Genomic DNA, 18,831 nt, shown 5'->3' on the forward strand with positions numbered 1-18,831 from the left:
GCTCGCGGTGCGTGTCGTCGCCTCGCCTGCCCCCGTCAGTCGATCGGCTGCACCGGCTCGTGGCGCAACTCGGCGACCAGGCTGCGGACGACGGCGCGCAGGTCGCCGTCGTGCGCGGCGGCGACCTGTCGCTGCCTGGCATAACTGGCGCCGCGCTCGACGATCTGCCACACCGAGGCCAGCTCCGGCTCGCAGCCCAACCGCCGACCGGTCGGCGCGAGCCGTTCCAGCAGCTCGGCCAGGTCCTCGGTGACCAGTCGTTCGCGGTTGGCCGCATCGAGGATCACGATGGCGTCCAGGCCGTACCGCGCCGAACGCCACTTGTTCTCCTGCACGTGCCAGGGCGGCAACGTGGGCAGGCATTCACCGGCGTCCAGCCGGGCGTCGAGATCGACCACCAGGCAATGGATCAGGGCAGCGATCGCCGATACCTCCGCCAGGGTCGGCAGGCCGTCGCAGATGCGGACCTCGAGGGTTCCGATCTCCGGGGACGGCCGGATGTCCCAGCGGACGTCCTTGTACTGCTCGATGACGCCCGTGACGAACATGTCGTCGAGATAGGACTCGAACTGCGCCCAGGTGTCGAACTGAAACGGGAGCCCTGCGGTGGGCAACTGCTGGAACATCAGCGCCCGGTTGCTGGCATACCCGGTGTCGATCCCGCCCCAATACGGCGAGGATGCCGAGAGTGCTTGCAGGTGAGGGAAATACGTGAGCAGCGCGTTGAGGATCGGCAACACGCGTTCCGGGCGGGTGATCCCGACGTGGACGTGCACGCCGTAGATCATCATCTGGCGGCCCCACCACTGGGTGCGATCGATCAGGGTCGCATAGCGTTCGCCGTCTGCGACCCGCTGGTCCTGCCAGCTGGCGAACGGGTGCGATCCGGCCGAGAACAGCTCGACGTTCATCGGGTCGGTCGCCGTGCGCACCTCGGCGAGCGAGGCGGCCAGGTCGGCCCGAGCCTCCGGCACCGTGGCACACACCCCGGTCACCAGCTCGACCGTGTTGAGCAGCAGTTCCTGGTGGATGCGTGGATGACGCGCCGAACCGGCCGGCCTGACGGCGTCCAGGATCTGATCGGCGACCGAGACCAGGTCACCGGTGTCGGGATCGGCCAGAGCCAGTTCCCACTCGACGCCGATCGTCGTCGCCGCCGACGGACGGAAGCTCACCCGCTCGGGACTGTTCGTCATATCGAGTAGTCACCGGGCTGCCAGAGTCCGACGTCGACCATGCGGACGGCGTCCGCCGAGGGTTCGCGGCGGGCGATCGCCTCGATCCGCTCGCCCGGCCCGGCGGACAGGCGCGCCTCGAGCGCTGCGACCCGATCGAGCAGCTCGCGTACCGTCGCGCCCACCGGGTCGGGCGTGTTGCTGTGATCGAGGTCGGGGCGATCGGACGGCGTCCGCTTGCGAGAGCGGGAGATGACCTGACCCGGGACGCCGACCACGACCGAGTTGTCCGCCACCGAGCGGACCAGGACGGCGTTGGCGCCGATCCGGGAGTCGTGGCCGACGGTCAGGTTGCCCAGGATCTTCGCCCCGGCACCGATCGTCACTCGATTGCCGATGGTGGGGTGACGCTTGCCCGGTTCGAGGCTGCTGCCGCCCAGGGTGACCCCGTGGTAGATCGTCACCTCGTCGCCGACCTCGGCGGTCTCACCGATCACCACGCCGGCCCCGTGATCGATGAACACCCCCTCGCCGAGGCGGGCGCCGGGGTGGATCTCGATCCCGGTGGCCCAGCGGACCGCTTGCGACAGGCCGCGGGCCGCGGTGTAGCGACGGCGTCGCCACAGCGTGCTGCTCACCCGGTGCGCCCACAGCGCGTGCAGCCCCGGGTAGAACAGCGCCACCTCCCACGCGGAGCGGGCGGCCGGGTCCCGTTCCAGCACCGCGCGGACGTCCTGTCGGATGCGTCGGAACATCGGCTCGCCCTCTCCGTCGTGGTCTGGGTCTCGGTCGGCGAGGTCAGTCGGCTAGGTCGGCGAACAGCGCGGTGCTCAAGTAGCGCTCGCCGAACGACGGGATGATCACGACGATCTGCTTGCCGGCGTTCTCGGGCCGCGAGGCCACCTGGCGCGCCGCCCACAACGCGGCGCCGGAGGAGATGCCGACCAGCAGGCCCTCTTCTGCGGCGGCGCGGCGAGCCGTGGTGAAGGCGTCGTCGTTGGCCACCTGGATGATCTCGTCGTAGACCGCGGTGTCGAGCACCTGCGGCACGAAGCCGGCGCCGATGCCCTGGATCGGGTGCGGCCCCTTGGCGCCACCGGACAGCACCGGCGAGGCGGCCGGCTCGACGGCGACGATCTGCACCGATGGCTTGCGCTCCTTGAGCACCTGCCCGACCCCGGTGATGGTGCCGCCGGTGCCGATGCCCGACACCACGATGTCGACGCCGCCGGCGGTGTCGCGCCAGATCTCCTCGGCGGTGGTGACCCGGTGGATCTGCGGGTTCGCCGGGTTGGCGAACTGCTGCGGGATGAAGTACTTCGGGTCGGACTTGGCCAGCTCCTCGGCCTTGGCGATCGCCCCGCCCATGCCCTCGGGGCCGGGGGTGAGGATGAGCTCGGCACCGTAGGCGCGCAACACCTGGCGCCGCTCCTTGCTCATGGTCTCGGGCATGGTCAGCACGATCTTCAGTCCGCGGGCGGCGGCGACCATGGCCAGGGCGATGCCGGTGTTGCCGCTGGTCGGCTCGACGATGACGGTGTCCGGCCCGATCAGACCGGCCTCGTGCGCGGCGTCCAGCATGGCGACGCCGATGCGGTCCTTGACGCTGTGCGCGGGGTTGAAGAACTCCAGTTTCGCGAGCACCTCGCCGGCGGCACCGTCGGTGATCCGGTTGATCCGGACCAGTGGGGTGTTGCCGATGAGCTGGGTGACGTCATCGGCGATGCGGGGGCTGGCGGACTCAGGGATGGACATGCGTGAACCTCCGGGTGGGACGGCCCGTGGGCCGGGTTGACGGGCTGGTTGACGGGCTGGTCGCGGGACTGGTGGTGGAGCGAACGGGGTCGGCCGTGACAACCCCGACTGGTGGGGGATCACCGCCGACGACGCGATCGGCCGGGGTGCCGTCGCGAGTGACTCGAGGACGGCCGGGCCTCGGGTGCGGGTCAGCCACTCGTGACCGTAGAGCCGGGCGAATCCCGGCCCGGACAGTTCCGCCGCGTCGATCTGGCTGGCATGGGCGGCCATGGCGGCCCGCTTACCGGCGATCTCGCGGGCCGATCCGTGCAATGCCAAACCGATCTGCTCGGCGGGAGCACCGAAGGTCGTACCGCCGAGTGAAGCGACGGCACGGGTGATCACATGGTCGGTGCCGTCGAGCAGGTCCCGATCGACGGTGACCTCGTATCCGGAGACTCGTGCCAGCGCGGCGGCGGCCGAGCCGATCCGATGCGTGGTGACGTGGTCCGGGTGCCCGTAGATGCCGGTGGCGTCGTCGTGCACGATCGCTGCCGCGCCCTCGGCGATGGCCAGGTCGGCCACGGTCGCCGACAGGGCGTCCGGCCGGCACCGGAGCAGCGCGTCCGGGTGCCGGTTGGCCGCCGTCCCGGGGAGACCGGAGTCGCGCCGTCCGAGCAGCACCAGCCGAGCCACACCGAGCAGCTCGCAGGCCCGCTCCAGTTCGCGCACCCGGACGGCGCCCAGGGACGACGCGCTGTCGCCGCCGGTGCACGGCTCGCCGAGTTCGCCGCCGGTGGCGGTGACCAGGACGACCCGGTTGCCTCGGGCTGCCAGGCGCTGCAGCAACAGTCCGGTGAAGATGGCCTCGTCGTCGGGGTGGGCGTGCACGACGACGACCGTGGATGCAGTGCTGGGGGACATCGACAGGGTCCTGTTCTGGTCGCACGGGTGGCGGCGTCGAGCCGCGGGACGGTAACCCCTAGCGACAACAGAGACAGCTGATCGGACGCGCGAGCATGCTGCCCTCGACCCACAGGTCGCGGCTGCTCCGGTTGTCCGACTGCACGGGAGCAGTAAACCAGAGCATCGCGTCGGGCGGGAGCGCAGCGGCAAATTCTCGATCAGACCTACAGGGTTTGACAAACAAGAAGGATGCGCCGGCATCTCTGCTGGGTCACCATGGAGTGGTGCCCACCGCCCCCATCAGCCGTCTCGTGGCCGCTCGGGTCGCCGAACTGCAGCGCTTCGTCGGGCGGCATCCGGCCATCGCGCTGACCCTGGCCGCCCTGCTCGCCCTGGCGCTCGGCATGACGGCCGCCGCGGCGTCCATCTACGACGCGGTCACCGAGTCGGAGGGGGTCGCCGGGCTGGATCAACCGGTGCTGGAGTTCGCCGTCGCCCACCGGAACCCGGGGCTGGACGATGCGGTCACGACGTTCACCGACCTGGGTGGCTCGACGTACTCGCCGGTGATCGCGGCGGTGTCTGCTGCTGCCATCGCCGTCGCCTGGCGGCGCTGGACGCCCCTCGTGCTCATGGCGCTGGCCACCTTGGGGTCAGTGTTGATGACCGTGGTGGGCAAGGCCGTGGTAGGCCGGGTCCGCCCGCCGGCGGAGCTCGCCGTCCCCCCGCTGGAGTCGTCCTTCTCCTTCCCGAGCGGGCACACGCTCAACACCCTCGTGGTCGCCGGTGTGGTGGCCTACCTGCTCATCGAGCGATGCAGCACTCGGTGGATGCGTCTGGCCCTGCTGGTGTTCGCGGGTGGCTACGCCGCGGCAATGGGGCTGTCCCGGGTGTTCCTCGGCCACCACTGGCTCACCGATGTGCTGGTGGCCTGGGCGCTCGGCCTGGCCTGGCTCGCCATCGTGATCACCGGTCACCGGGTCTGGCTGCTGCGTACCGGCCACCACCCGAAGGCCGTCGACGCCGCCTGACCCTCGGTGATGACGCCCCCCCCCCACCGAGGGGTGGGGTGGGGGATTCGCGACTACAGTGCGCCGATGAGCAGCGCCCGGCGGGGGATCGTCGCGATCTCGGTGACGGGCATGCTCTGGGCGACGATCGGCATCTCGGTCCGGTTGTTGCAGGATCACGCGGACCTCGACTCGGCGGTGATCCTGTTCTGGCGGTTGGTGATCGCCACCGGCGCCCTCGCGCTGATCGTGGGTGCGGACGGCGTCCGGTCGTTGCGCGCCGAGTTCGGCCGCGCCGATCGCGGGGCCAGGTTGCTGGTGGTCTCGACCGCCTCGATCGGCTTCCAGCTCACCTACTTCTACGCCGTCGCGGACGTCGGGGTGGCGGTGGCCACCCTGGTCACCTTGGGCCTGGCGCCGGTGGCCGCCGTCTCGGCCGAGAGCGCTCGGGCCCGGCAGTGGCCCACCCCGCGCACGGTGGCCGTCCTGATCTGCGCGCTGACCGGGCTGGCCCTGGTCTCGCTGTCGCACACCACGGATGTCGTGGCGCCGCACCCGACGCGCGGCATCGTGCTCGCGGTGGCCTCGGGGCTGCTCTACGCCGGGTCGACCCTGATCTCACGACGACTGTCCGGCCGGTTGTCGCCGCAGGCGCTGACCGCCGGGACGACGGCGATCGGCATGGTGCTGCTGCTCGGCCCTGCCCTGGCGATGGGGGCGGCGGTGCCCCTCACCGTCCCGGTGGTCGGCGGTCTGCTCTACCTCGGCCTGGTCACCACCGTGATCGCGTACATGCTGTTCTACCTGGGCCTGCGGACGACGCCAGGCGGCGTGGCGATGGTGCTCACCCTGCTCGAACCGGCCACGGCGGTGGTGCTCGCGGCCGTACTGCTCGCCGAGCCCATCACGCTGACCAGCGGGACGGGGGCGTTGCTCGTGCTCACCGCTGTCGCCGTGCTGTCCCTGACGCCGCGCGCGTCGGCACCGTGATCATCGACTGGCACGCGGTCGAGGGGCCGCTACTCACCGAGGATGTCGGCGGGGGTGAAGGTGCGAACGTCCGGGTGGGCTGCCAGCGCCTCGTCGGGGAGGCCGCGAGACCAGAAGGCGTAGATCGGTGCCGCAGAAGCCGGCGGTAGGTGAACCGCCTTGCGGCGCAAGGCGATCACGTCGCGTTCGTCGAGGGGCTTCGCCTGCCATCGGCATTCGCCGATCAGAGCCGGTCCGTCCACGCTGATCGCCAGGACGTCGATCTCGGCGGTCTCGTCACGCCACCAGCGCCCGACGATGGCGTCAGACGGTAGGTCCCCGGCAATGACCATGCGTTGGGTGTGATCGCGCGCCGAGGCCTCGAAGACCCGAGCCAGGTGCGTCTGCCAGCGTCCCGCCGTCCGGGCCTGCACGGCTCTGCCCTGCCCTCCTTCGATCAGATCGGCATCGTCGCGCAGGATGGTGAACCAGTAGGCCAGGTAGGTGTCAGCGATCTCGTACAACGGGTCCGGCGACCCGCCCTCGCCGATGGACCGACTGACCTGGACGTAACCCGCTCGACGGAGGCGGTCCAGGGTGTAGTCGATGCGCTGCTGTGCTCGGGCGGCAATGCGCGAGCGGCGCCTGGCGCCACCGGCCATGGCACCGAGAACCCGCTCGTACCCTCCCCGCCAGTCGAGATCCTCCGAGAGGATGTCCGGGGCATCGCGCACGAGCAGCCCTCCGGGAGTGAAGGCGAGTTCCTGCAGGTTCTGTTCGACCGTTCGCTCGCCGGACCAGCGGCGTAGGTGCAGTGGGTAACCCCCGCACGCGGCATAGGCCTGGAGGAAGCTCGCCGGATCCACGTTCGGTTGAAACGCCCGTGCCTCCATCAGCGAGAACGGGTCCATTCGGAGCTCCAGCCCCGCACGCCGGTGAAGACCACCGTGCGGGCCGATCATCTGCTCCATCACCGCGACGGCCGATCCGGACAGAACGATCAGCAGCTTCTGATCTCTGACCCGGTTCTCCCAGACGGCGGACACCGTGTCCGCGAAGTCCGAGCGCGATCCCGACAACCGCGGTGCCTCATCCAGGACGAGGAGCAGGGGCGAGGACTCGGCCAAGCGCACGACGAACCGCAGCGCTGCCTCCCAATCCGGGAAACCGCTCGGTGCCAGATCGCGGACCTCGTCGCCCAATTGTTCGTGAAGGCTCTGAGCGAACCGCTGGAGTTGGCGATCGTCCGAGTCCTGCCGGGTAGCGGTGAAGTACACAGCGCGCTTGCCGTCTGCGAAGTGGTTCAACAAGTAGGTCTTGCCCACGCGCCGTCGGCCCCAGATGACGGCCAGCTCCGGCTGCCCCGACACGGCCCGGTCCCAAGCGCCGTCCAACTCGGCGAGCTCTCGCGTTCGGCCAATGAGGTGCACATCCAAAACGTACTACAAACACTGTGTAGTACAAACTGTTTGTACTGTTACGTCGCAGTCCAGGGATGTCCCCGCTGTAGGGGGAATCCCCTGGAAAGTGGTGATCTTCAGCCGAGATGATCGACCAGGGACGACGCCAGACCGGTGTACGTGGCGGGCGTCAGGGCCAGCAGGCGGTCGCGGGCGGCGTCCGGCAGGCCCAGTCCGAGCACGAACTCACGCATCACCGCGGCGTCCACGCGCCGTCCGCGGGTCAGTTCCTTGAGCCGTTCGTAGGGCTGGTCCAGCCCCTCGACCCGCATCACCGACTGCACCGCCTCGCCGAGCACCTCCCAGGTGGCGTCCAGATCGCGCGCCAGCGCGGCGCCGTCCACATCGAGACCGGCCAGGCCACGCTTCACGTTGTCGATCGCCAGCAGCGAGTGACCGAACGCCGTGCCGATGTTGCGTTGCATCGACGAGTCGGTCAGGTCACGCTGCAGCCGCGAGGTGACCAGCGTCGTCCCCAGCACGTCGAGCAGGGCGCACGACACCTCGAGGTTCGCCTCGGCGTTCTCGAACCGGATCGGGTTCACCTTGTGCGGCATCGTGGACGAACCAACGGTGCCCTGCCCCCGCACCTGCGCGAAGTAGCCCAGCGAGATGTAGCTCCAGACGTCGGTCGCGAGGTTGTGCAGCATCCGGTTGAACCGTGCCACATCGGCATACAGCTCGGCCTGCCAGTCGTGGCTCTCGATCTGGGTGGTCAGCGGGTTCCAGGTCAGCCCGAGCCCTTCGACGAACCCGCGTGAGGAAGCCGGCCAGTCGGTGGCCGGGGCACCCACGACGTGCGCTGCGAACGTGCCGGTGGCGCCGTTGATCTTGCCCAGGTATTCGGCGGACTCGATCCGGCGCAGTTGCCGGCGCAGCCGGTGGGCCAGCACCGCCAGCTCCTTGCCGAGGGTGGTCGGAGTGGCCGGTTGCCCATGCGTGCGCGCCAGCATCGCGGCGTCCCGGTGCTCGACCGCCATCGTCGCGATCTGGTCGACCAGCGCGCTCGCCGCCGGCAACCAGACGTCCCGGACGGCGCCGCGCACCATCAGCGCGTAGGCCAGGTTGTTGATGTCCTCGCTGGTGCAGAACAGGTGGATGTGCTCGGCCACGTCGGCCAGCGAGGTGCCGTCGGTGCGGCGCTTGAGGTAGTACTCCACCGCCTTGACGTCGTGCAGCGTCTCGCGCTCGATCTCGGCCAGTTCGGTGACCGCCGCACCGTCGAAGCCCCGGACGACGTCGCGCAGCCGGGCCTGCTCGGCGGCGCTGAGCGGGCGCATGCCCGGTACGGCGCCCGTGGTCGCCAGGTGGATCAGCCACTCGACCTCGACCTGCACCCGTGCCCGGTTGAGTGCCGCCTCGGACAGGTGCTCGGCGAGGGGGGCGACGCTGGCGCGATAGCGGCCGTCGAGGGGGCCGAGCGGGGCGTGGGGGAGCGGGTCACGAGGAGCCTGGTTCACGTCCGCCATCGTGTCATGGGGCCCGGCCGCGGTGTGTCCGCGCCGGTCGTGGTGCTCAGGTCACCATCGTGACGCGGTTGCGTCCGGCGTGCTTGGAGGCGTAGAGGCCCGCGTCGGCCCTCGCCACCGCATGCCAGAGTGCCTCGGCCTCGGAGGTTGTCGCGGTGGCCTGCGTCGGCACCGTCTCGATCACGCCGATGCTCACGGTGATGGGCGTGAGCTGATCCTGGATCAGCTCACGGAGGCGTTCGGCGAGCAGGCGCCCCTCGCCCGGTTGGACCTGGGCGAGAACGGCGAACTCCTCGCCGCCGAGTCGCGCCACGAGGTTGCCCGCCCGCACACCCGAGCGCAGCAGTTCCGCCATTCGGCGTAGGACCTCGTCCCCGGCGGCGTGGCCCTGCTCGTCGTTCACCCGCTTGAAGTGGTCCAGGTCCAGCACCATCACGGCGACCATCTCGTTCTGGCGGGTGCATCGCCGCACGAGGTCGGAGCCAGTGCGTTCGAAACCGCGGCGATTGGGCAAATCGGTCAGTGGATCGGTCAGTTCGCCACGGCGCGACTGGACCAAGGCGGCGCGCGCCGACTCGCGCAGCGATCGGACGACGAGCGCGATCAGGCAGAACACCACCAGCTCGCCCAGGATCTCCTCGACGAGATCGGGTTGTCCGGCGAGCCGCTTCGCACTGATCAGCTGGGCACCGACGGTGCATCCGATGGCGATCACCGCGGTGTGCCAGCGAGGTCGGCAGAACACACAACCGATGATCAGGGGGGCCAGCAGGACCAGCTCCGCGCTGCGCAGCGAGCCGACCGGTGTGGTGGACACCAGCGTGGGGATCATCGTCGCCACCGCACCGAGGTTCAGGAGCAGGAGGCCGGTGTCGCTCAGCCGGTTCCGGCGGGTGAGAGCCACGACGATGACCAGAACCTGGCCCAGCCCGAGCGTCACGCCGCCCGCCATCGGCCATGTGCTCGACCCGCGCAGCTGTGAGGCAACCGTGATCTGCAGGCCGAACAGGGTCAGCCAGGTGATCAGGATGGCGGCGCGACGACGTACGGCCGGGTCGTCGGTGAGGTCGAGGCCGCCCTCGCCGGGTGACCGGCTCAGCCGGCTGACCCACGCGCCCACCCGACCGAGTGCGACCGGTTCGACAGCCTGCCCGGGGGGATCGGGCGCCGTGCTGCCGGCAGCCCTGCGAGCGTGGAGCGAGAAGGTCACGGGAGGTGCCTCGCTATTCCGCTGGTCAGGGTCTGCCTGGTATCAGCCGGCGGCACGTCCGAGGGGACCAGGCGTGGCAGTGCTTCCTCCGCCAGGAGAGCGTCAGTGCGATCGGCCGGTATCGGCCGGCCCCAGAGGAAGCCCTGCCCCCAGGTGCAGCCGAGGCTCGTCAGGATGTCGGCTTGGTCCTGACGCTCGACACCCTCGGCCACCACCCCGTCGAGGCCCAGGGCGTGCACCATGTCGATGATCGCGCCGGTCAGAGTGATCGCACGCCGGTCGTCGGTCAGCGCCGCCACGAACGCCCGATCGACCTTGACCACATCGACCGGGAAGTCCTTCAGATAGCCGAGGGAGCTGTACCCGGTGCCGAAGTCGTCGATACAGATCTTCACGCCGACCGCGGACAGGCTCTCGATGGTGCGCAGGGCCAGGGCTTTGTCCTGCATGAGCAGCGACTCGGTGATCTCGATCCACAGGGCGCACGGGGGTAGGCCCTCGTCCTGGAGGGCTGCCGCGACCGCTGCGGCGACGTCGGAGCGCGCGATCTGAACGGCTGAGACATTGACCGAGACATGCAGCTCCGCTCCGCTCATGCGTCGCCACCGGGCGACGTCTCGGCAGGCTTGGCGAAGGATCGCCTCACCAACCTCGACGATGCGTCCGGAGTCCTCCGCCAGCGGGATGAACTGCGTCGGGCACAGCAGTCCGCGTTGGGGGTGGTGCCAGCGGGCCAGGGCCTCGAACCCGGTCAGCGTGTCGAACCCCGCTGCGCCCCGGATCGGTTGATAGAACGCGACGATCTGCCCGCCGGGAACCGCCTCGTTCAGATCCTCGGCGAGCCGAACCCGATCGGTCACGCGGTCGCGCAGCGAGGTGTCGAACAGGGTCCAGGTCGCCCGGCCTCGGTCCTTGGCCGTGAACAGGGCGATGTCGGCATCCCGGAGGAGTTCCTCAGCCGAGGTCGCCGCGGGCGATTCCGCCTGCGAGACGCCGATCGAGGCGGTGACGTTGAACACCTGCCCGGAGCCGAGGGTCACGGGCTGGGCGATCTCGCTCAGCACCCGCTGGGCGATCACAGAGAGCTGATCGCCCAGGGGGAGCTGGGCGAGGATCACGAATTCGTCCCCCCCGATCCGGTAGACGATGTCCTCGGCGCGCACCAGTCGACAGAGGCGCTCGCCGAGGGCTCGGATCAGCTCGTCCCCTGCCGAGTGTCCCCAGGTGTCGTTGACGTGCTTGAACCGGTCCAGGTCGAGGAGCAGGAGGGTCCACAGTCCGCCGTCCCGGTCCGCGGCCTCGAGCGTCTTCGCGGTGTCCGCGAGGAAGGCGGTCCGGTTGGGCAGCTCGGTCAAGGTGTCGTGGCGGGTGCGGTGCAGCGCGCTGGCGTCGGCCAGGTCGCGTTCGTCGTCAGCCGTGGCCAGGCGCAGGTAGACCAGCATCAGGATGAGCGCGAGGACGACGATCCGGACCAGGGCGTCGTATCGCCCGCTCACCGGGAAGCCGATCGCGGCCCCGGCGGGGACCACGAGGAGCAGGAGGAGCATCGATCGTCGGCCTGGGCTTCGTTCGGTTGTGGGTCGCGCCTGACCGGGCAGATCGACCGAAGACGGGTGCGTGGTGGCAATGACCATCGCGGTGATCGTCGCGACGATGGCGACATCCAATACCGCCACCAGGGAGGTGCTGTCGAAGTGGTCGGCCGCGGCGAAGGCCGTGGTGGTGATGAAGCGTCCTCCAGCGGCAACCAGGAGCGCCGTGACGGCCGGGACCTGACGCCCGACCGCGTAGGCCAACCGGAAGGTGATCATCAACATCAGCCCGTCGCAGGAGGCGAAGAAGGCCGACGCGGCCGCACTTCCCACCCCGCCGTAGGAGGCGCGCAGTTCCGCGCCTCGAAGGCCGGAGGCCAACAGTCCACTCCAGAAGGCGAGGAAGACCCCACCGCTGATGATGCCGCCGTCCAGCAGCATGGTCCGCCCTGCCCCGGATGGGCGAGCAAGAGTCGGACGTAGCAGGTGATGAGCGTCAGATAGGCGACGACCATCCACACGTCGCGCTGTGCGAGGACCCCGGCTGAGGTGGGGATCGCGCCCGCTCCGACGAGGGTCGCACCCAGGAAGCACACTGCGGATGCGGTTTGGTAGCGCCACGCCCTGCGCGGTTGCGCGCGTCGCAACACCGGGCCGATCGCCATCGCGATCGTGCACGTCGTGCCGAACACGCCAAAGGCCAGTCCGCCGACCCCCTGCGGTTGGCTCACGAAAGCCGCAGCGGTCAGCGCACCGAGTCCGATGAGTGCGGCGTACGGCCATCGCCGGGCAACCATCGTCTTGGAGTGCACCACGGCATGCGAAGTGACTGACACACCACCCTCATCGGACGGCCTCACCGCTGACACAAGACATCGGCTCGAGCACGTCGCTGTTCGGCGTACGGCAGATCCTGGAAAGCGTAGCCCGCAGGAACGGCAAAGGGGACGTTTCAACCCACTACTGCGAGGGTGTAGTGAGTGCCTGCAGCATGTGCGCATCGCCCGGCACACCCGCCCGGGTGTTCGCCCCCGAACTCGCAGGAAGCCGGCCAGTCGGTGGCCGGGGCACCCACGACGCGCGCGAACGTGCCGGTGGCGCCGTTGATCTTGCCCAGGTATTCGGCGGACTCGATCCGGCGCAGTTGCCGGCGCAGCCGGTGGGCCAGCACCGCCAGCTCCTTGCCGAGGGTGGTCGGAGTGGCCGGTTGCCCATGCGTGCGGCGTAGGCCAGGTTGTTGATGTCCTCGCTGGTGCAGAACAGGTGGATGTGCTCGGCCACGTCGGCCAGCGAGGTGCCGTCGGTGCGGCGCTTGAGGTACTCCACCGCCTTGACGTCGTGCAGCCCCGCGCTCGATTTCGGCAAGTTCGGTGACCGCCGCACCGTCGAAGCCCCGGACGACGTCGCGCAGCCGGGCCTGCTCGGCGGCGCTGAGCGGGCGCATGCCCGGTATGGCGCCCGTGGTCGCCAGGTGGATCAGCCACTCGACCTCGACCTGCACCCGTGCCCGGTTGAGTGCCGCCTCGGACAGGTGCTCGGCGAGGGGGGCGACGCTGGCGCGATAGCGGCCGTCGAGGGGGCCGAGCGGAGCATCCGGGGGTAGCTGGGCGTCACGGGCGTCAGGGGTCTGCGGCGAGCTCACCCGCCCATGCCGTCACGGCCTCCTGGGGGCCACGTCGTGCCCGCTGCCCGGCCGGGGTGGGCCACCCGACAGTGCCCTGAAATCTTGAATGATTCCAGATTGAAGAGTAGGGTCGAACATACCCCCCTGGGTATACATCCCGTCGAAAGGTGAGTTCGATGTCCGTCGTCTCCGTTCCGTCCCCTGTCGCATCGATGCCCCGCATCGGCGATGCAGCACCCGCCTTCGTGGCCCAGACCACTCAGGGTCAGGTGAGCTTCCCGCAGGACTACGCGGGCAAATGGGTGATCCTCTTTTCGCACCCGGCCGACTTCACCCCGGTGTGCACCAGTGAGTTCATGACCTTCGCCACCATGCAGGAGGACTTCCGGCGTCACAACACCGAACTCGTGGGCTTGTCGGTCGACGGCCTCTACAGCCACATCGCCTGGCTGCGCACCATCAAGGAGAAGATCACCTTCCGGGACATGAAGGACGTCGAGGTGACCTTCCCGCTGATCGACGACGTGTCGATGGAGGTTGCCACCAAGTACGGAATGATCATGCCGGGCGAGGACACCACGAAGGCTGTTCGGGCGGTCTTCTTCATCGACCCGCACGGGGTGGTTCGGGCGATCATCTACTACCCGCTCAGCCTGGGCCGCAACTTCGACGAACTGTTGCGCGTGGCCATCGCACTCCAGGTAGCCGACGCCTTCGAGGTTGCGACTCCGGCCGACTGGCGTCCGGGCGAGCGGGTCATCGTCCCCCCGGCCGGATCGTGCGGTACCGCCAAGGACCGCATGGAGGGTGTCGAGGAGGGCGTGGAGTGCGTGGACTGGTTCTTCTGCACCAAGGAACTGCCTGAGTCGGTCATCACGCAGCGACTCCAGTCCTGAGCCGGGTCTGCCTGGTGGATGTGTCAATGCCAGGCAGACGCGGTCTTCGTGGCGTTGGTCACCTGAGCGCGCCGCGGAGCATGACCGGAGCGGCGGGTATGTTCAGCGCGTGAGGGTCGCCCACACACGCGGTGAGCGGTCCCACGGACAATGGCTGACCTCACCCGATGGCTCGCCGCCGACCCCGCTCGGCGATGGATGTGGCCGACCCGTCCGGGTACTGGCGTCTGACGGTTGTGACCGGTATGCCTAGTCCGCCAGGGTCATCGCAGGCCGTCCGGTCATTCCGTTGGAGGTAACCGTGCGTATCGGTGTACCACGTGAATCACGCCCGGGGGAGACGCTGGTCGCCGCGACAGCGAAGACCGCCGCCCAACTCGTGGCCCTGGGCTACGAGGTGGTCGTCGAGGCCGGTGCCGGCAACCTGGCCGATCAGCACGATGCCGCCTACACCGATGCCGGTATCGGGATCGGCACTGCTGAGCAGGTGTGGTCCAGCGACATCGTGATCAAGGTCAATGCCCCGACGGACGCCGAGATCGCGCGGCTGCGCCCCGGCGCCACGGTGGTCTCGTTGATGGCACCAGGACGCAGCCCCGAGTTGCTGGCCGCCCTGCAGGCCCGCGGCGTCACCGGCCTGGCGATGGACGCCGTCCCGCGCATCTCGCGCGCGCAGTCGATGGACGTGCTCTCGTCGATGGCCAACGTGGCCGGCTATCGCGCCGTGATCGAGGCCGCCCACGAGTTCCACCGCCAGTTCACCGGCCAGGTCACCGCGGCCGGCAAGGTGCCCCCGGCCCGCGTGTTCGTGGTCGGTGCCGGGGTGGCCGGTCTGGCCGCGATCGGTGCCGCCGGGTCGATGGGTGCCATCGTGCGGGCCTTCGACGTCCGCCCCGAGGTGGCCGAGCAGGTCGAGTCGATGGGCGCCCAGTTCGTCACCATCGACATGGAACAAGAGGTCAGCGCCGACGGCTACGCCAAGGAGATGACCGCCGACCAGGAGCGGCTCACCGCCGTGATGTACGACGAGGAGGCCGCCAAGGCCGACATCGTCATCACCACGGCGCTGATCCCCGGGCGCCCGGCGCCCAAGCTGATCCGGGCCGAGACGGTGGCCAAGATGGACCACGGATCGGTGATCGTCGACATGGCCGCCGCCAACGGGGGCAACTGCGACCTGACCGTGACCGACCAGAAGGTGGTCACCGACAACCAGGTCACGATCCTCGGCTACGCCGACCTGGCCAGCCGGCTGCCGGCGCAGACCTCACAGCTGTACGGCACCAACATCGTCAATCTGTTCAAGCTGCTGACGCCGGAGAAGAACGGCGAGCTGACGCTCGACCTGGACGACGTCGTCGTCCGCGGCCTGACCGTGGTGCACAACGGCACCAGCCTGTGGCCGCCACCACCGGTTCAGGTGTCGGCGGCACCCGCTGCCGCTGTGGCCGCGGTGGTGGCCAAAGAGCCTGCACCACCACCGGATCCGCGCCGCAAGGTCGTCGGTGGTGCGCTCGCCGCGCTGCTGTTCGCCGTCCTGGCCACGTTCTCGCCGACGGCCTTCCTCGGTCACTTCACGGTCTTCGCGCTGGCGGTCTTCGTCGGGTTCTACGTCATCTCGAACGTGGCCCACGCATTGCACACCCCGCTGATGTCCGAGACCAACGCGATCTCGGGCATCATCCTGGTCGGCGGTCTGCTGCAGGTGGGTAGCGACAACCTCGCGATCACCGTCCTCGCCGTGATCGCCGTCCTGGTGGCCAGCATCAACATCTTCGGTGGCTTCCTGGTGACCTCCCGCATGCTGCAGATGTTCAGGAAGGACTGAGTCATGGCCATCCTGACCACCGCACAGCTCGCCGCCGAGGCGGCCGCGTCCGACGGCAAGCTCACCGGACTGGTGACGGCCGCCTACATCATCGCCGGGGTGTTGTTCGTGCTCGCCCTGGGTGGACTGTCCAAGCACGAGACCGCCGAGCGCGGCAATGCGCTCGGCATGACGGGCATGGGCCTCGCCCTGGTGGCCACCATCGCCCTGGCGTTGCGGGACAGTCAGCGTCCGACGGCCGTGACCATCACCCTGATCGCCGTCCCGATGCTCATCGGTCTGGCCATCGGGTCGTGGCGGGCCAGGACGGTCGAGATGACCGGTATGCCGCAACTGGTGGCCATGCTGCACAGCTTCGTCGGTATCGCGGCCGTGCTGGTGGGGTACAACTCCTACCTCGAGGCCGACCACGCCGCGACCGACGCTATGGCCTACATCCACTCCGTCGAGGTGTTCCTCGGGGTGTTCATCGGTGCGGTGACCTTCACCGGTTCGATCGTGGCCTGGGCCAAGCTGAGTGCGCGGATGAAGTCCTCGCCGTTGGCCCTGCCCGGCCGTCACGTGCTGAACCTGGGGATCATCCTCGGTTCGGTCGCCCTGATGATCTGGTTCATGAACGACCACTCGGTCGGTGACCTGCCGCGAGGGCTCATCCCGCTGGGGATCATGACCGTGCTGGCGCTGTTCCTCGGCTTCCACCTGGTGGCCGCGATCGGCGGCGGCGACATGCCCGTGGTGGTCTCGATGCTGAACAGCTACTCGGGCTGGGCGGCCGCGGCAGCCGGGTTCATGCTGAACAACGACCTGCTGATCATCACCGGCTCGTTGGTCGGGTCCTCCGGTGCGATCCTGAGCTACATCATGTGCCAGGCCATGAACCGCTCGTTCATCTCGGTCATCGCCGGTGGGTTCGGTTCGGACGGCGCGGTGACCGGTGAGGCTCGTGACTACGGTGAGCACCGCGAGATCAACGCCGAGGGTGCGGCCGAGATGTTGTTGGCGGCGCGGACGGTCGTGATCACCCCCGGCTACGGCATGGCGGTGGCACAGGCCCAGTACCCCGTGGCCGAGCTGACCTCGAAGCTGCGCGCCAAGGGCATCACCGTCCGGTTCGGCATCCACCCCGTCGCCGGTCGCCTGCCCGGGCACATGAACGTGCTGCTGGCCGAGGCCAAGGTGCCCTACGACATCGTGCTCGAGATGGACGAGATCAACGACGACTTCGACGACACCGACGTGGTGCTGGTGATCGGCGCCAACGACACCGTCAACCCGGCCGCGCTGGAGGAGCCGGGCAGCCCGATCGCGGGCATGCCGGTGCTCGAGGTGTGGAAGGCACGCGACGTCATCGTGTTCAAGCGGTCGATGGCCACCGGCTACGCCGGCGTCCAGAACCCGTTGTTCTTCAAGGAGAACAGCCAGATGCTGTTCGGCGACGCCAAGGTGCGCGTCGAGGACATCGTCCGGCACCTCAGCGCCTGATCGCGGCCGGACGACTCGAGGACCGCGAGGACCGAGAGAACCGGGAGGACCAGGCCAACCAGGCCAGGGCGATGCCGTAGGTGATCGCTGCCGTGACGCTGACCGACCATCCCAGGGACGGCGCCAGGTAGGCCGGGTAGGCGGCTGCCGCGAGGGCCAGCCAGGGTGCGCGCCCGTCCAGCGCCACCAGCGGGACGAGCAGCAGGGCATACCAGGGGTAGCTGATACCGACCAGGGCGAAGGCGAGCCCGACGAGGATCATCGCCCCGGTCCAGGGCCGGTCCGGGGTCGACCGCACCAGCACCCAGCCCGCGATCGCGACCAGGGCCAGGACGCCGGCCACGACGGAGCTCGGCCCGGGAAAGACCGGATGCAGCAAGGGAAAGCGGGTCCGGCCGTCGAACCCTTCCTCGGGCAGATAGCCGGGCAGGAACCCCAGCACCCGAGTGCCGACCGTGACCAGGTGAGGCAGGTAGGTCGCCGCGAGAGTGGTCAGGGCCACGATCACCACGGTGCCCGGGGCGCGCAGACGACGCCGCAGGATCGCCATCGGCCGCATTCCGGTGTCCGCTGATCGTGCCGCAGCCAAGGGGACCAGCAGCAACACCGGCAGCAGTTTGGTGGCGATGGCCAGTCCGATCAGCACGCCGCCGCGCACTCGCCGACCGTCGGTCACCGCGGTCAGGGCGAGCACGACGAGCAGCGAGGCCAGGACGTCGACGTGGGCGTTGCCGCCGGTCTCGAGCACCACCGTCGGGCACCACGCCCACAGCACCGCCTGCCGTGGATCCCCCCGGCGCCGCAGCAGCCGGATCAGCGCCAGCGTGGTGGCCGTCGCGAGGGCGGCCGCCAGGAGTTGCCAGGTGCGTTCCCGGCCGCCGTCGGGTCCCAGCGGGCGGGTCAGCAGGTGCACCGCAGTGAACTCGGCCTGGGCCACCGGCGGGTAGATCGTGGGTGAGGTCGGGTGGTTCAGCCTGGTGCACACCGGCGTCCGGTCGGCGCACTCGGTGGGGAACAGCCATGGGGTGCGTAGGTCGGCGAGGGCATCGTCGGTGGGGGTGAAGCGATACGGCGAGATGCCGGCCGCCTGCACCCGGCCATCCCAGGCGTAGCGGAAGAAGTCGTCGGTCAGGCGCGGCGGCGAGCTCAGGGCGATGACCTGCAGGGCGATGCCGCCCCCCACGATCAGGGCCGTCGCCGTCCGTCCCGTCAGCCGGCGCACGCCCCAGGCGCCCAGGGCGAACGCGACCCAGGCGAGCCCGATCGAGCCGGCCAATCGCCATCGGCCGCTGCCGGCATCACCGGCCAGAACGGTCAGCCGGACCGCCACCCCCGACAGCAGAAGGCCACTCACGGCCGGCATCAGGGCCTGGCGAGGACGGAGGCGCACCACCTCACTGTGGTGGGCGGAGCCGGTCGTCGCCAGCGTTCCCGGGCGACGTCAGGCTTTCGTAAGCCCTGGTCTCGAGGCCCGCGGTTAGCGTCGTGATGTGTCCCTTCCCGATCGCCTCGCCTCGGCGGTGCGCCAGGTCC

General features: G+C 69.5%; 13 protein-coding genes and 1 pseudogene. 5 read left to right on the top strand and 9 right to left on the bottom strand.

Annotation, left to right across the window (positions count from 1 at the left end):
* Positions 1-35: 35 nt before the first annotated feature.
* From IPK24_01645 to cysK, 3 genes are read right to left on the bottom strand one after another with little or no spacing between them, the layout of a single operon-like run.
* The gene (locus IPK24_01645) at positions 36-1,196 is read right to left on the bottom strand and encodes a glutamate--cysteine ligase (protein MBK8074277.1); all 1,161 of its coding nucleotides are present in this window, start codon (positions 1,194-1,196) and stop codon (positions 36-38) included.
* Entirely contained in the window at positions 1,193-1,930 is a 738-nt protein-coding gene (gene cysE, locus IPK24_01650) for a serine O-acetyltransferase (GenBank protein MBK8074278.1), read from the bottom strand. Before cysE ends, IPK24_01645 begins: the two co-directional genes overlap by 4 nt.
* Before the next feature lie 43 nt (positions 1,931-1,973).
* Complete coding sequence (gene cysK, locus IPK24_01655; GenBank protein ID MBK8074279.1) at positions 1,974-3,836, bottom strand: cysteine synthase A; 1,863 nt, start codon at positions 3,834-3,836, stop codon at positions 1,974-1,976.
* A gap of 266 nt (positions 3,837-4,102) precedes the next feature.
* On the opposite strand from cysK, the gene IPK24_01660 reads away from it, so the two are divergent.
* Together IPK24_01660 and IPK24_01665 are read left to right on the top strand one after the other, a co-directional pair.
* Positions 4,103-4,849, top strand: a complete 747-nt coding sequence (locus tag IPK24_01660) for a phosphatase PAP2 family protein (GenBank protein ID MBK8074280.1) — start codon at positions 4,103-4,105, stop codon at positions 4,847-4,849.
* 66 nt (positions 4,850-4,915) lie between these two features.
* Complete coding sequence (locus IPK24_01665; GenBank protein MBK8074281.1) at positions 4,916-5,818, top strand: DMT family transporter; 903 nt, start codon at positions 4,916-4,918, stop codon at positions 5,816-5,818.
* Between the two features lie 29 nt (positions 5,819-5,847).
* Here the strand turns inward: IPK24_01665 and IPK24_01670 are convergent, their stop codons facing one another.
* The 5 genes and pseudogenes from IPK24_01670 to IPK24_01690 all read right to left on the bottom strand — a co-directional run bounded on the left by IPK24_01670 (position 5,848) and on the right by IPK24_01690 (position 13,110).
* Positions 5,848-7,227, bottom strand: a complete 1,380-nt coding sequence (locus IPK24_01670) for an AAA family ATPase (protein MBK8074282.1) — start codon at positions 7,225-7,227, stop codon at positions 5,848-5,850.
* Positions 7,228-7,334: 107 nt separating this feature from the next.
* Entirely contained in the window at positions 7,335-8,726 is a 1,392-nt protein-coding gene (purB, locus tag IPK24_01675) for an adenylosuccinate lyase (GenBank protein MBK8074283.1), read from the bottom strand.
* A gap of 46 nt (positions 8,727-8,772) precedes the next feature.
* Positions 8,773-9,936, bottom strand: a complete 1,164-nt coding sequence (locus tag IPK24_01680) for a diguanylate cyclase (protein MBK8074284.1) — start codon at positions 9,934-9,936, stop codon at positions 8,773-8,775.
* Positions 9,933-11,909 (bottom strand): bifunctional diguanylate cyclase/phosphodiesterase, encoded by a 1,977-nt coding sequence (locus IPK24_01685; protein ID MBK8074285.1) that lies wholly within the window; start codon positions 11,907-11,909, stop codon positions 9,933-9,935. The genes IPK24_01680 and IPK24_01685 overlap by 4 nt, the downstream gene beginning before the upstream one ends.
* Before the next feature lie 511 nt (positions 11,910-12,420).
* Positions 12,421-13,110 (bottom strand): annotated as a pseudogene (locus IPK24_01690) (hypothetical protein).
* 158 nt (positions 13,111-13,268) lie between these two features.
* Here IPK24_01690 and IPK24_01695 point away from each other — a divergent pair.
* The 3 genes from IPK24_01695 (at position 13,269) to pntB (ending at position 17,298) form a co-directional block, all read left to right on the top strand.
* Positions 13,269-13,988, top strand: coding sequence for a peroxiredoxin (locus IPK24_01695; GenBank protein MBK8074286.1), 720 nt, complete (start codon positions 13,269-13,271; stop codon positions 13,986-13,988).
* Positions 13,989-14,289: 301 nt separating this feature from the next.
* A complete protein-coding gene (locus IPK24_01700; protein MBK8074287.1) occupies positions 14,290-15,816 on the top strand; it encodes a Re/Si-specific NAD(P)(+) transhydrogenase subunit alpha in 1,527 nt (508 codons plus the stop codon).
* 3 nt (positions 15,817-15,819) lie between these two features.
* On the top strand, positions 15,820-17,298 hold the full coding sequence (pntB, locus tag IPK24_01705; protein MBK8074288.1) for a Re/Si-specific NAD(P)(+) transhydrogenase subunit beta: 1,479 nt from the start codon (positions 15,820-15,822) through the stop codon (positions 17,296-17,298).
* On the opposite strand, the gene IPK24_01710 is transcribed toward pntB, so the two are convergent.
* Positions 17,288-18,688, bottom strand: coding sequence for a DUF2029 domain-containing protein (locus tag IPK24_01710; GenBank protein ID MBK8074289.1), 1,401 nt, complete (start codon positions 18,686-18,688; stop codon positions 17,288-17,290). The genes pntB and IPK24_01710 overlap by 11 nt on opposite strands.
* Positions 18,689-18,831 lie beyond the last annotated feature (143 nt).

This window comes from Kineosporiaceae bacterium (assembly GCA_016713225.1).
Taxonomy (GTDB): Bacteria; Actinomycetota; Actinomycetes; order Actinomycetales; family Kineosporiaceae; genus JADJPO01.